11 protein-coding genes are annotated in these 12930 nt (G+C 72.2%); 2 read left to right on the top strand and 9 right to left on the bottom strand.

Going from position 1 to position 12930, the window contains the following annotated elements:
- Positions 1-68: 68 nt before the first annotated feature.
- The gene (locus tag ACWGJM_RS25805) at positions 69-2144 is read right to left on the bottom strand and encodes a SpoIIE family protein phosphatase (protein WP_453414074.1); all 2076 of its coding nucleotides are present in this window, start codon (positions 2142-2144) and stop codon (positions 69-71) included.
- Positions 2145-2330: 186 nt separating this feature from the next.
- Here ACWGJM_RS25805 and ACWGJM_RS25800 point away from each other — a divergent pair, with 186 nt between their 5' ends.
- Positions 2331-3752, top strand: coding sequence for a lipase maturation factor family protein (locus ACWGJM_RS25800; protein ID WP_453414073.1), 1422 nt, complete (start codon positions 2331-2333; stop codon positions 3750-3752).
- On the opposite strand, the gene ACWGJM_RS25795 is transcribed toward ACWGJM_RS25800, so the two are convergent.
- The 8 genes from ACWGJM_RS25795 to ACWGJM_RS25760 all read right to left on the bottom strand — a co-directional run bounded on the left by ACWGJM_RS25795 (position 3740) and on the right by ACWGJM_RS25760 (position 11627).
- On the bottom strand, positions 3740-4579 hold the full coding sequence (locus ACWGJM_RS25795; protein WP_453414072.1) for an amidohydrolase family protein: 840 nt from the start codon (positions 4577-4579) through the stop codon (positions 3740-3742). The genes ACWGJM_RS25800 and ACWGJM_RS25795 overlap by 13 nt on opposite strands.
- Positions 4576-4890 (bottom strand): L-rhamnose mutarotase, encoded by a 315-nt coding sequence (locus ACWGJM_RS25790; RefSeq protein WP_453414071.1) that lies wholly within the window; start codon positions 4888-4890, stop codon positions 4576-4578. Before ACWGJM_RS25790 ends, ACWGJM_RS25795 begins: the two co-directional genes overlap by 4 nt.
- Positions 4887-5855: an aldo/keto reductase gene (locus ACWGJM_RS25785; RefSeq protein ID WP_453414070.1), complete on the bottom strand. Its 969-nt coding sequence runs from the start codon at positions 5853-5855 to the stop codon at positions 4887-4889. The genes ACWGJM_RS25790 and ACWGJM_RS25785 overlap by 4 nt, the downstream gene beginning before the upstream one ends.
- Positions 5852-6607 (bottom strand): SDR family NAD(P)-dependent oxidoreductase, encoded by a 756-nt coding sequence (locus tag ACWGJM_RS25780; protein WP_453414069.1) that lies wholly within the window; start codon positions 6605-6607, stop codon positions 5852-5854. Before ACWGJM_RS25780 ends, ACWGJM_RS25785 begins: the two co-directional genes overlap by 4 nt.
- Positions 6604-7944 (bottom strand): L-fuconate dehydratase, encoded by a 1341-nt coding sequence (locus tag ACWGJM_RS25775; RefSeq protein WP_453414068.1) that lies wholly within the window; start codon positions 7942-7944, stop codon positions 6604-6606. The genes ACWGJM_RS25780 and ACWGJM_RS25775 overlap by 4 nt, the downstream gene beginning before the upstream one ends.
- A 92-nt stretch (positions 7945-8036) precedes the next feature.
- The gene (locus tag ACWGJM_RS25770; protein WP_453414067.1) at positions 8037-9065 is read right to left on the bottom strand and encodes an ABC transporter permease; all 1029 of its coding nucleotides are present in this window, start codon (positions 9063-9065) and stop codon (positions 8037-8039) included.
- Positions 9058-10560, bottom strand: coding sequence for a sugar ABC transporter ATP-binding protein (locus tag ACWGJM_RS25765; protein WP_453414066.1), 1503 nt, complete (start codon positions 10558-10560; stop codon positions 9058-9060). Before ACWGJM_RS25765 ends, ACWGJM_RS25770 begins: the two co-directional genes overlap by 8 nt.
- Positions 10557-11627: a sugar ABC transporter substrate-binding protein gene (locus tag ACWGJM_RS25760; RefSeq protein ID WP_453414065.1), complete on the bottom strand. Its 1071-nt coding sequence runs from the start codon at positions 11625-11627 to the stop codon at positions 10557-10559. The genes ACWGJM_RS25765 and ACWGJM_RS25760 overlap by 4 nt, the downstream gene beginning before the upstream one ends.
- A gap of 163 nt (positions 11628-11790) precedes the next feature.
- Between ACWGJM_RS25760 and ACWGJM_RS25755 the strand changes: the two genes are divergently transcribed.
- Complete coding sequence (locus ACWGJM_RS25755) at positions 11791-12492, top strand: FadR/GntR family transcriptional regulator (protein WP_453414064.1); 702 nt, start codon at positions 11791-11793, stop codon at positions 12490-12492.
- The last annotated feature ends 438 nt before the right edge of the window (positions 12493-12930 follow it).

Here is a 12930-nt window from a genome sequence, read left to right as displayed (position 1 = left end):
ACCGCGAACACACACGCACCACACGCACCTGCCGCCGCAAGCACCCGGAGGACATCCCGGACCCGCGGTCAGACCGGCTCCGGCACCGTGAACTCGCACCACACGCACTTGCCGCCGCCCCGTGCCTCCACGCCCCAGGCGTCGGCGAGCCGGTCGACCAGCAGCAGGCCGCGGCCGGAGACTCCGGACTCGCCCGCGTCGAGGCGGCGGGGCAGTGCGCTGGAGGAGTCCTCGACCTCGACGCGCACCCGGCGGTCGATGCCGCTGAGGACCCGCAGGGTGACGATCGCGGAGCCCTCGGTGTGCATCAGGGCGTTGGTGATCAGTTCGTCGGCGACCAGTTCGATCTCGTCGGCGCGTTCGCCGATGCCCCAGGCGCGGACCGCGGCGCGGATCATGTGCCGGGCGAGCCTGAGGGCCTCGGGGTCGCCGGGGGCCACGTGCTGCTGGAGCCGGCCGCCGGTGCGCGGGAGGTCCCGGCTGCGGCGGCGCAGCAGGAGCAGGGCCACGTCGTCGTCGCCGCCGCGTTCCTCGGCCACGTCGATGAGCCGGTCGGCGAGGTCACGCACGTCGTCCGGGCCCGACTCGACGAGCGCGGTCAGGGTGCGCAGTCCGTCGTCGAGGTCGGCGCCGGGCTGTTCGACGAGACCGTCGGTGCACAGCAGCAGGGTCTGACCGGGGTCGAGCTCGACGGTGGACACCGGGTACTCCAGGCGCCCGAACTCGGCGGACAGCCCCAGCGGCAGACCGCCTTCGACGGACACCCGGCGGCAGGAACCGTCGGTGTGCCGGATCAGCGGGTCGATGTGGCCGGCCCGGACCACCTGGACCACGCCGGTGGCGAGGTCGGCCTCCGCGTACAGGCAGGTGGCGAAGCGGTCGGTGTCGAGCTCGTGCAGGAAGGTGGAGGCGCGGGCCATCACGGTGGCCGGGGTGTGCCCCTCGGCGGCGTACGCGCGCAGCACGATGCGCAGCTGGCCCATGACGGCCGCCGCGTGCGTGTCGTGGCCCTGGACGTCGCCGATGACCGCGCCGACCCGGCCGCCGGGCAGCGGGATGAGGTCGTACCAGTCGCCGCCGATGTCCCGGCCGAGCGACGCCGAGCGGTAGCGGACCGCCACGTCCGCCCCGGCCACGCTGGGAATCGTGCGGGGCAGCATCGCCTGCTGGAGGCCCTGGGCGAGGTCCTTCTCCTCCTCGTACAGCATGGCCCGCTGGAGGCTCTGGGCGATGCTGCTGCCGAGCGCGACCAGGACGGTGCGCTCCTCGTCGGAGAAGCCGCGCCGGTCGCCGTAGAGCAGGCCCATCGCGCCGATCGGGCGGGCCTGCGCGATCAGGGGCAGATAGGCGGCGGAGGTGATCTTCAGGTCGGTGATGTGCGGCCACAGGATCGGGTAGCCCTCGGCGAACTCCTCCGGGGACTCGATGAAACGCGGGACGAGGGTCCGTACGACCTCGCTCATGGGGTAGGGCTCGTCGATCCGGGTGATGCTGGTGCCGGGCACGATGCCGGCCTCCGGCCCCTCGGCGACCATCCGGATCCGGCCGGCCTCCACCAGGCCCATGACCAGGCTGGTAGCGCCGAGGTGGCGGACGCCGTGGGTGTCCTTGAGGACGTCGATGACGTCCTGGACGCTGCGGGCGTGCGCGAGGGCCGCGGTGATCACCTGTACGACGCCGGTCTGCCGCCGCACCGCCGCGTCCTGGGCGGCGCGCAGACTGCGGGCCTCGCTCTCCGCCAGTTCCTGGGTGGCGTCCCGGACGATACCCATGACCCGGCGCGGGCGGCCGGTCTCGTCGCGCCTGATGTAGCCCTGGATGTGCGTCCAGCGCCGGCTGCCGTCGCGGCAGCGCAGGCGGAAGTACGCGCCGTAGTTCTCGCTGCCGTCCTTGATGGCCTGGGCCATCACGGCGTCCAGTTGGCTGGCCTCCGGCGCGGGCACCCGGCCGGCGAGGGTCTTCGGACGGCCGTCGTACTCCTCGGGGAGGATGTCGAAGACCTCGTGCGCCTGGGCGTCCATGTGGAACAGACCGGTGTCCAGGTCCCAGTCGAAGGTGCCCATGTGGTTGAGCGCCAGGATCGGATCCGGATGGGCGGTCCGGTCGTCCGGGAGTGACAGGGCGCTCGCGCCCCGGTGAGCCATGGAGCCACCTTGCCAGGATTCGGCCGATTCTTCGAGTGGGCGACGGCCGCGATCGGCCGCCGCGTGCCGCCGGAGACGGTCCGCGGCCCGCCCGGCGGGACTCGCCCGGGTTACGCAACCGCAAACGCGCGGTACACGGAGTGACAGGCACCCCGGCGTCCACCATGGAGGGAGGAGCACACGGCCGTGAACTGGTTCACCGCACCCGAGTACTGGCTGAGCCGGCTGGTCTTCCAGCGGGCGCTGGCCGCCGTGTACCTCGTCGCGTTCCTCGGCGCGGCCCTCCAGTTCCGGGCCCTGCTGGGCGAGCGCGGCATGCTGCCGATCCCCCGGTTCGTCGAGCGGGTGCCGTTCCGGCGCGCCCCGAGCCTGTTCCATCTGGGCTACTCGGACCGCCTCTTCGCGGCCTGCGCCTGGACGGGCTGTGCCGTCTCGGCGGCGCTGCTCGCCGGCCTCGACTCCCGACTGCCGCTGTGGGGCGGCATGCTGCTGTGGCTGGTCCCGTGGGCGCTGTATCTGTCCATCGTCAACGTGGGCCAGACCTGGTACGCGTTCGGCTGGGAGTCGCTGCTGCTGGAGGTGGGTTTCCTGGCCGTCCTCCTCGGCAACGACGAGGTCGCCCCGCCGGTCGTGGTGCTCTTCCTGCTGCGCTGGGTGCTGTTCCGGGTGGAGTTCGGCGCCGGTCTGATCAAGTTGCGCGGGGACGCCTGCTGGCGGAAGCTGACCTGTCTGGACTACCACCACGAGACCCAGCCGATGCCGGGTCCGCTGAGCTGGTTCTTCCACCATCTGCCCGGGCCCCTGCACCGGGTGGAGGTGGCCGCCAACCACTTCACCCAACTGGTGGTGCCGGTGGTGCTGTTCGCCCCGCAGCCGGTGGCGACGGCCGCCGCCGCCCTGATGATCGTCACCCAGCTGTGGCTGGTGCTGTCCGGCAACTTCGCGTGGCTCAACTGGATCACCATCGTGGTGGCCCTGTCGGCGGTCCGGTTCCCCACCCGTCCGCCGTCCGTGCCCGCGGCACCTCTGTGGTACGAGATCGTGGTCCTCGCCGTCGCCGCGCTGCTGGTGTTCCTCAGCTACCGCCCGGCGGTGAACATGGTCTCGCGCAGCCAGGTGATGAACCGCTCCTTCGACCCGCTGCACCTGGTGAACACCTACGGCGCGTTCGGCAGCGTCAGCCGGATCCGGTACGAGGTGGTGGTGGAGGGCACGCTCGACGCCGTACCGCAGGAGGACTCGGGCTGGCGGGAGTACGAGTTCAAGGGCAAGCCGGGAGATCCCGGACGCTGGCCGCGCCAGTTCGCGCCCTACCATCTGCGCCTCGACTGGCTGATGTGGTTCGCCGCGCTGTCGCCCGGATACGCGGGGGCGTGGTTCGGCGGCCTGGTGGAGCGCCTGCTGGAGAACGACCCCGACACCCTCAGGCTGCTGCGCCGCTCGCCCTTCCCGCCCGACGAGCCCCCGCGCCACGTCCGCGCCCGTCTCTTCCGCTACCGTTACACCACCTGGCGGGAGCTGCGGGAGACGGGCGCGTGCTGGGAGCGGACGTTTGTGCGGGAGTACCTGCCGCCGACGCGGCTGGCGGGGGTGGCTCAGAGGTCGTAGACCCGGGTGGCGGTGGTGTCGAGGACCGCGGAGCGTTCGGACGCGCTCAGGTCGGCCGTCACCTCCCTCACCACGGCGAGCGCTTCTTCGTAGGTGGCCGCCAGGGTGCAGACGGGCCAGTCCGAGCCGGCCATCAGCCGGCCGGGGCCGAAGGCGGCCAGAGCGACGTTCGTGTAAGGGCGCAGGTCCGCGGCGGTCCGGGAGGCGGGGTCGGCCTCGGTGAGCAGGCCGGAGAGTTTGGCGACGGTGTTGGGGAGTGCCGCGAGCGACCGGAGGGCCGACGCCCAGGGCTCGCGGGCGCCGGAGGCGATGGGCGGCTTGCCCAGGTGGTCCAGCACGAAGGTGAGCCCGGGGAGCGACTCGGCCGCCTCGACGCAGGCCGGGAGCTGGTGGGGCAGGACGATCAGGTCGTAGACCAGGCCCGCATCGGCGACGGCGGCCAGGCCGCGGCGCACGTCCGGGCGCAGCAGCCACCGCGGGTCGGGCTCGGACTGGACCTGGTGGCGGATGCCCTTCAGGTACCGGCCGCCGGGCAGTTCGCGCAGGCGGGCCAGTTCCTCGGCCACGTCGGGACGGGTGAGGTCGGTCCAGCCGACGACGCCGGCGATGAGGTCGTGCTCCTCGGCCAGGGCCAGAAACTCCGGGGTCTCCTCCGGGACGGTGACCGTCTGGACCAGGACGGTGCGGTCGACGCCCGCCGCGCGGGCCTGGGGTTCGAGGTCCGGTACGCGGAAGTCGCGGCGCAGCGGCCGGAGTGCCGGGCCGGTGATCCACTCCTGGTCGCGGACCGACAGGTCCCACACATGGTGGTGGGCGTCCACCGTCATGGCAGCTCCCACACGACGGGCAGGCCGTCGTCCGCGCCCGCCCCCGAGTAGTCGTGCACGACGTCCAGCAGCTCGGCCATCCGGGCCTGCCAGGCGACGTTGACCGGCAGCTTCTCCAGTTCGGCGAGCAGGCGCGGGTAGTCCTCGCACTCCAGGACGTGGAAGAGGTCGGTGCCACTGCGCCAGATCGTCCAGGAGGTGGCACCGGCGGCGCGGATGGCGTCGGTGAGCTCGACGGGGACTTCCCGGTGGGCGGCCTCGTACTCGGTGACGCGGTCGGCGCGGACCTTGGTGTGCAGGGCGACTCTCATGACGGCTCCTGAGGGGGCAGCAGACCGGTGTCCCGCAGCTCCCGCCAGAAGGCGGCCGGGATGTGTGCCTCGAACTGCTCGGCGCAGTCGCTGACCTCGTGCGCCGAGCGGGCGCCGACCAGGACGCTCGCCACGGCCGGGTGCGCGGCGCAGAAGGCGAGGGCGGCGGCCCGCAGGGTGGTGCCGTGCCGGGCGGCGGCCTCGTTCATGCGCAGGGCACGGTCCAGCAGCTCGGCCGGGGCCCGGGTGTAGTCGTACGTCGCCGTGGGCTTCGGGTCCGCGAGCAGGCCGGAGTTGAAGGCGCCGCCGACGACCACCGACACGCCCCGTTCGGCGGCGGCGGGCAGCAGCTCGGCCGCCGCGCTCTGGTCGAGGAGCGTGTACCGGCCCGCGCACAGCACCACGTCGACGTCCGTCTCGCGGACGAACCGGGTGAGCATCTCCGCCTGGTTCATGCCGGCGCCGATCGCGCCGACCACGCCCTCGGCACGGAGCTTCTCCAGGGCGGGGTAGCCCTCGCGGAAGGCCTGCTCGGCGTGGTCGTCGGGGTCGTGGAGGTAGACGACGTCCACGCGGTCCAGGCCGAGGCGTTCCAGGCCGGCCTCGAGGGAGCGCCGTACGCCGTCCGCGCTGAAGTCCCAGACACGGCGGTGGGTGGCGGGTACGGCGAAGCCGTTCGGGAGGTCGTCGCCGCCCGCGTCCGAGGGCTCCAGGCGGCGGCCCACCTTCGTGGAGACCGTGTACTCGGCGCGCGGGAAGTCCCGCAGGGCCGCGCCGAGGCGGCGTTCGGACAGGCCGAGGCCGTAGTGCGGGGCGGTGTCGAAATAGCGGATGCCCCGCTGCCAGGCCGCGCCGACCGCTTCGTAGACCTGCTCGTCGTCGATCTCGGTGTACAGGTTGCCGATCACGGCGGCGCCGAAGCCCAGCGGGCTGACCCGCACGCCGCTGCGGCCGAGCGTCCTCACTGGCCCACCGGCCTCAGGCGCAGGCCCTGCATGCCGCCGTCGACGGCGAGGGCGGTGCCGGTGGTGGCGCCGGACAGGGGGCTCGCCAGGTAGGCGATGGCGCCGGCGACCTCGGCGGCCGAGACCAGGCGGCCGGTGGGCTGGCGGGCCTCCAGGGCGGCGCGTTCGGCGGCCGGGTCGGGGGCGGAGTCGAGCAGGCGGCCGATCCACGGGGTGTCCGCCGTGCCGGGGTTGACGCAGTTGACGCGGATGCCCTCGCGGACGTGGTCGGCGGCCATCGCTAGGGTGAGCGACTGCACGGCGCCCTTGGTCGCGCTGTACAGGGCGCGCTGCGGCAGGCCGGCGGTGGCCGCGATGGAGCAGGTGTTGACGATCGCCGCGTGCCGGGAGCGGCGCAGGTGCGGGAGCGCGGCGCGGGTGGTGCGGACCATGCCGAGGACGTTGACGTCGAAGACGCGGCGCCACTCCTCGTCGCCGTTGTCCTCGACGGTGCCCTGGGCGCCGATGCCCGCGTTGTTGACCAGGATGTCGATCCCGCCGAGGTCCTCGGCCGCCCGGTCCACGGCGGCGCGTACGGAGGCGTCGTCGGTGACGTCGGCGCGGAAGGCGAGCAGCGGCTTGTCGACGGACGAGGGGTCCAGGTCCAGCACCGCCACCAGGGCGCCACGCTCGGCGAGGAGTTCGGCAGTGGCCCGGCCGATGCCGGAGGCGCCGCCGGTCACCAGGGCCTTCAGGCCCTCGAAGTCGCTCATGCAGCCTTTCCTTTCCGCGTCTCGGTGTCGGCGGCCCAGAAGGTGCCGCCGGGGAACGTGTACCGCGCGATGGACTCGGGCCGCAGGGCGGCGGAGAAGCCCGGCGCGGTGGGTGCCGTGTAGTGGCCCTCGCGGATCACCACCGGGGCGAGGAAGTGTTCGTGCAGATGGTCCACGTACTCGATGACCCGGTCCTCGGTGGTGCCGGAGAGCGCCAGGTAGTCGAACATCGACAGGTGCTGGACGAGTTCGCACAGGCCCACGCCGCCCGCGTGCGGGCAGACGGGGACGCCGAACTTGGCCGCGAGCAGCAGGATCGCCAGGTTCTCGTTGACTCCCGCGACCCGGGCCGCGTCGATCTGCACGATGTCGAGGGCGCCGGCCTGGAGCAACTGCTTGAAGACGATCCGGTTCTGGACGTGTTCGCCGGTGGCGACCTTGACCGGGGCCACGGCGGCGCGGATCGCCGCGTGGCCGAGGACGTCGTCGGGGCTGGTGGGCTCCTCGATCCAGTACGGGTCGAAGTCGGCGAGGGCCTTGGTCCAGCGGATGGCCTCCTCGACGTCCCAGCGCTGGTTGGCGTCGATCGCCAGGCGGACGTCGGGTCCGACGACGGAGCGGGCGACCCGGCAGCGGCGTACGTCGTCGTCGAGGTCGGCGCCGACCTTCAGCTTGATCTGCGTGAAGCCGTCGGCGACCGCCTGGGCGGCGAGCCGGGTGAGCTTGTCGTCGTCGTAGCCGAGCCAGCCGGCGGAGGTGGTGTAGGCGGGGTAGCCGCGCTCCAGGAGCAGGGCCCGGCGCTCCTCGGCGCCCGCCCGGCCCCGGCGCAGGAGGTCCACGGCCTCCTGAGGGGTGAGGGCGTCCGTGATGTACCGGAAGTCGATCTGCCGGACCAGCCACTCCGGATCGGCGTCGGCGAGCAGCTGCCACAGCGGCTTGGCGGCGCGTTTGGCTGCGAGGTCCCAGACGGCGTTGACCACCGCCCCGATCGCCATGTGCATCACACCCTTCTCGGGGCCGAGCCAGCGCAGCTGGCTGTCGCCGATCAGGTCCCGGAAGAGCGATCCGGGGTCGGCGCACATCTCCTCCACCGGGCGGCCGAGCACGTGGTCCCGCAGCGCGTCGATCGCGGCGACCTGGACATCGTTGCCCCGCCCGATGGTGAAGGTGAACCCGTGTCCCTCGTGCCCGTCGGCCGCGTCGGTGCGCAGCACCACATAGGCCGCGGAGTAGTCGGGATCGGGGTTCATCGCGTCGGAGCCGTCCAGCTCGCGCGAGGTGGGGAAGCGGATGTCGTAGGTGTCGACCGCGGTGACGCGGGCGGGGGTCGGGGACACAGCAGGCCTTTCCGTCAGGGGTGAGGTGGACGCCGGGGGAGAGCCTGTGTCTGCCGGACGGCGGGCGCCCGGCCGGGGGCAGACACAGGCTCTCAGTCCTGCGCCCGGCCCGTCGTCACACGGGCGATCATGAGGGCGACGAGGATGATCCCGCCGTAGATGGCCTGGATCCAGAAGGACGGCACCTGGGCGAGGGTCAGCAGGTTCTGCACGACGCCGAGGAGGAGTACGCCGGTCAGCGCGCCGAACATGGTGCCCTTGCCGCCGTCCAGGCTGATGCCGCCGATCACCGCGGCGGCGAACACGGTGAAGATCATGTTGTTGCCCTGGTTGGCGCTGATCGCGCCGACGTATCCGGTCTGCATGATCCCGCCGACGGAGGCGAGGGCCCCGGCGACGACGAACACGCCGAGCATCACCCGCTCCACGCGGATGCCGGCCGCCCGGGCCGCCTCCTGGTTGCCGCCGATGGCGTACAGCGCGCGGCCGACGCGGTGGTACTTCAGCAGGAACCCGGCGATCGCGAAGGCCGCGGCGGCCAGCCACACCGACATCGGGACGGTGAGGAAGGTGCTGGTGGCCAGGGAGTAGAAGCTGTCCGGCATGCCGAAGAGCGTCTTGCCCTTGGTCGCGCCGACCAGCAGGCCGCGCAGCACGATCAGCATCGCCAGCGTCACGATGAACGCGTTGAGCTTGAACTTGACGACGAGGACGCCGTTGAAGGCGCCGACGGCCGCGCCCACCACGAGCACCGCCGACAGGGCGAGCGGGGCCGGTAGTTCGGTGCCCCAGCCGGACTGCGCGGACGGCAGCACGAGGAGGGCCCCCACGGCGGGCGCGATGCCGACCACCGATTCCAGGGACAGGTCGAACTTGCCGGTGATCAGGACGAGGGACTCCGCGAGCACGACCATGGCCAGCGCGGCGGACGCGCCGAGGATCGAGATCAGGTTGCGCTCGGTGAGGAACGAGTCGTTGACCACCGCGCCGAGCACCATGAGCAGCAACAGGGCGGGGACGAGGGCGAGTTCACGGGCCCGGCGGAGCAGGACGGCCTTGGTGGCGCGCGGGTCGGGGGCCCGCAGGGGGGCGAGCGGCGGAGCTGCCTTGGTTTCAGCCATGGTCCACTCCTTCGATGGAGGCGATCAGCTCGTGGTCGTGCCAGCCGGCCGGGTGTTCGGCGACGACGCGGCCGTGGAAGAGGACGAGGACGCGGTCGCAGCGGCGCAGGTCGTCGAGTTCGTCGGAGACGACGAGGATTGCGGTGCCGTCCTCCCGGGCGCCGTCCACCCGGGCCAGCAGGGACTCCTTGGACTTCACGTCCACGCCCGCGGTGGGGTTGATCAGTACGAGCAGACGGGGGTCCCGGGCGAGGGCGCGGGCCATGACGACCTTCTGCGCGTTGCCGCCGGACAGGTCGGAGACCGGCTGGTCGGGGCCCTCGGCGTGGATGTCGAGGCGTTCGATGAGGTCGGTGGCGAAACCGCGTTTGCGGTCGGGGGCGACGAAGCCGAACCGGCCGAGCCGGTCCAGGACGCCGAGGGTGGTGTTGTCGCCGACGGTCATGCCGGCGACCAGGCCCTGGTCATGCCGGTCGCGGGGCACGCAGCCGACGCCCGCCTTCAGCGTGGCCCGCACGTCGCCGAAGGGAAGGTCCCGGTCCTCCAGCCGCGCGGTCCCGGCCGTCGGCGTACGCAGTCCGGCGAGGGCTTCGGCGAGTTCGGTCTTGCCGCTGCCGCTGGATCCGGCGAGCCCGACGACCTCGCCGCGGCGGACGGTGAGGTCGACGGATTCGTACGTCTCGGAGGTGAGTCCGCGCACGTCGAGCACCACGGGGCCCTCGGCGGCCGCGGCGGCGTGCGCGCTCCGGTGGTCCTCGGCAGACTCCCCCGCGGCCGCCCCCGCCATCGCCTCCACCAGCGCCGCCCTGGGCAGGTCGGCGACGGGCGCGGTGACGATCCAGCGGGCGTCGCGCAGCACCGTGACGGTCTGGCAGACCTCGTACACCTCTTGCAGGTGGTGGGAGATGAACAGGAAGGTGACGCCGGAGTCCTGAAGGGCGCGCATCCGGGTGAACAGCCGCTCGATCTCGCGGTTGTCGAGCTGGGCGGTGGGTTCGTCGAGGACGATGAACCGGGCGCCGAAGCTCAACGCCCGGGCGATCTCCACCATTTGACGGTCCTCGACCCTGAGGTCCGCGGTGCGGGCCTCCGGGTCGACGCGCACGTCCCAGGTGCCGAGGAGTTCGGCGGCCTCGGCCCTGAGCCTGCGCCAGCTGATGAAGCGGCGGGTGAGGGGCTGCCGGTTGATGAACAGGTTCTCGGCGACCGTCAGTTCCGGTACGACCGTGGGCTTCTGGTAGACGCAGGCGACCTTGCGGCGCCAGGCGTCCCGGTCGGCGAGCGGGGGCGCGGGCTCGCCGTCGAAGCGGACCGTGCCCTCGTCGGGTGCCTGGAGGCCGGTGAGGACACCGACCAGGGTGGACTTGCCGGCGCCGTTGCGGCCGACCAGGGCGTGGGACTCGCCGGGCAGTACGGTGAGCCGGCCGTCGGCCAGGGCGGTGGTGGGGCCGTACCGCTTGACGATGCCCCGCGCCTCTACGAGTGGGGTGCTCATTTGACCGTGTTGCCCCAGAGCTTGGGGTCGTCGACGTTGTCCTTGGTGACCAGGGGTGCGGGCAGCTGGTCCTCGAGGATGCCGCTGGGCAGCTTGACGATCGTGGAGTCGTGGTCGGTCGCGCCGGGCTTGAACGTCTTCCCCTCCATCGCCGCCTTGATGTAGTACATGCCGTACTTGGCGTAGGCGTCGGCCGGCTGGGAGACGGTGGCGTCGATCTGGCCCTTGCGGATGGCCTCGAACTCCTGCGGGATGCCGTCGTTGGAGACGATGACGATGTGGCCCTTCTGGCCCGCCGCCTTGAGCATGCTCTTGGACTTCAGGGTCTGAAGGGTGGGCGCGAGGTAGACGCCGCCGGCCTGCATGTAGATGCCCTTGATGTCGGGGTTGGCGTTGAGGAGCGTGTCGAGCTTCGAGGCGGCCGTGTCGGACTCCCACTTGGCGGGGATCTCCAGGACCTTCAGTTTCGGGTACTTCTTCTTCACGCAGGAGCGGAACGCCTCGGAGCGGTCCCGGCCGTTGACCGAGGCGAGGTCGCCCATGATCTGCACGACCTTGCCGCTGGTGACGTGCTCGCCGAGGTAGTCGCAGGCCTTCTCGCCGTAGGCGACGTTGTCGGCGCGTACGACCATGGCGACCTTGCCCTTGTCGGGCGCGACGTCGACGGCGACGACCGGTACGCCCTTGCGTTCGGCCTGGTCGAGGCCGGCCTCGATGGCGGCGCTGTCCAGCGGGGCGACGACCAGGCCCTTGACGCCCTGGTTGAGCTCGTTGTTGATGTCGGTGATCTGCTGCGAGGGGTCGCTGTTGGAGTTGACCGTCTTGAGCGTCTCGACGCCCTCGGACTTGGCCATCTTCGGTACGTAGTCGTTGTACGACTGCCAGAACGGCGAGGTCAGCAGGGGCAGGATCACCCCCACCCTGCCGGTGCCGCCGCCCCCGGCGCTCCCGGCGCCGGTGTCCTTGGTGCTGCCGCACGCGGCGAGCGCGAGCGAGGCGCCGACGGCTGTGGCCACCGCGCCGACGATCCGGGACCTGCTTCGCTTCCACACTTTTGTGGCGGGCATCTCACGGCTCCTCGTTGAGCGACTTCGAGCAGACGACCGCATACTTATCAGACCACTTCCCCGGAAGAACAGCCTCCGACGGCATATTTTCCCGGTTCTGGGTCGTAGTGGTCCGACCAACCTGCTGGTTAGACTGCGGCCACCCGGTGAGTGGAGGAACGGCGTGGACGAGACGGCCCCACAGAAGGGCACGGTGACGCAGCGCGCCATCGAACAGATCAAGGTGATGATCGGCGAGGGCCGCCTCGAGCCGGGCCAGCGGCTGCCCACCGAGCGCGATCTCGCGGCTCAGCTGGGTATCTCCCGCAGCTCGATGCGCGAGGCGATCCGCGCGCTGACGGTGCTCGGCGTCCTCGAGGCCCGGCACGGCTCCGGGATCTACGTCACCCAGCTCCAGGCCGGTGACATGCTGGAGACCTTCGGGGTGGTCGCCGACCTGTCCCGGGGCCCGCGCCTGGTGGAGCTGCTGGAGGTGCGCCGGGTCCTGGAGTCCACGGCGACCGCCCTGGCGGCGGCCCGCATCACGCCGGACCAGCTGGCCGAGGTCGAGAAGCACCTGACGGCGATGAACGCCACCGACGACCCGGAGGAGATACTCGCCCACGACCTCGCCTTCCACCGCGAGATCGCGGCCGCCGCGGGCAACGAGACCATGGCGGCCATCCTGGACGGCCTGTCCTCCCGCACCTTCCGCGCCCGCGTCTGGCGCGGCTACCAGGAGGAGGGCGCCTTCGCCCGCACCCGCCGCGAGCACGCCGCCATCCACCGCGCCCTGGCCGCCCGCGACCCGGAGGCCGCGAGGGCCGCGGCGGCCGCGCACGTGGGCGAGGTGGAGGAGTGGCTGCGGGCGCAGCTGGGTTCCTGAGCCGGCGTATCCGGGGGCGGTGCAAGGGGAGGGCCGATGGTGGCCCGGTTCGAGCAGACGGCGGCCGGTGAGGCCGGCCGACGATCACGCCCGAACTCCGCGGCGACCTCCGGGCGTTCGCGGCGGCCCAGGCCGCCACCGGGATCACCGGCACCTGGACGCAGAACGCGGTCGTCGACGTGATGTGGTGCGTCGACCAGACCCGCAACGCCTACCTGCACGTCAAGGGCGGCGCCTGGAAGAAGAGCCCCGCCAGACGGGCCGGCCGATCTCCTTCCGCGAGGAGGCGGACGGCCTCGTCCGCGAGATCTTCCTGTTCCAGCAGTCCCCTTCCGGCGGTCCCCGGGGTGAGGGGGCCGCGCCCGACGGCTCGGGCGCGACCCCCCTCACGCGTCACTCGACGGTGACGCGCAGGGCGTACCGGTCGGCCACGCCGTC

It is taken from the genome of Streptomyces sp. NPDC054834 (assembly GCF_053611185.1).
This window is presented reverse-complemented; position numbering and strand designations above follow the sequence as displayed.

Bases quoted from the DNA above. Each gene is read 5' to 3' on its own strand.
- ACWGJM_RS25805 (WP_453414074.1), bottom strand. From the start codon at position 2,144: ATGGCTCACCGGGGCGCGAGCGCCCTGTCACTCCCGGACGACCGGACC.
- ACWGJM_RS25795 (WP_453414072.1), bottom strand. From the start codon at position 4,579: ATGACGGTGGACGCCCACCACCATGTGTGGGACCTGTCGGTCCGCGAC.
- ACWGJM_RS25790 (WP_453414071.1), bottom strand. From the start codon at position 4,890: ATGAGAGTCGCCCTGCACACCAAGGTCCGCGCCGACCGCGTCACCGAG.
- ACWGJM_RS25780 (WP_453414069.1), bottom strand. From the start codon at position 6,607: ATGAGCGACTTCGAGGGCCTGAAGGCCCTGGTGACCGGCGGCGCCTCC.
- ACWGJM_RS25770 (WP_453414067.1), bottom strand. From the start codon at position 9,065: ATGGCTGAAACCAAGGCAGCTCCGCCGCTCGCCCCCCTGCGGGCCCCC.
- ACWGJM_RS25765 (WP_453414066.1), bottom strand. From the start codon at position 10,560: ATGAGCACCCCACTCGTAGAGGCGCGGGGCATCGTCAAGCGGTACGGC.
- ACWGJM_RS25760 (WP_453414065.1), bottom strand. From the start codon at position 11,627: ATGCCCGCCACAAAAGTGTGGAAGCGAAGCAGGTCCCGGATCGTCGGC.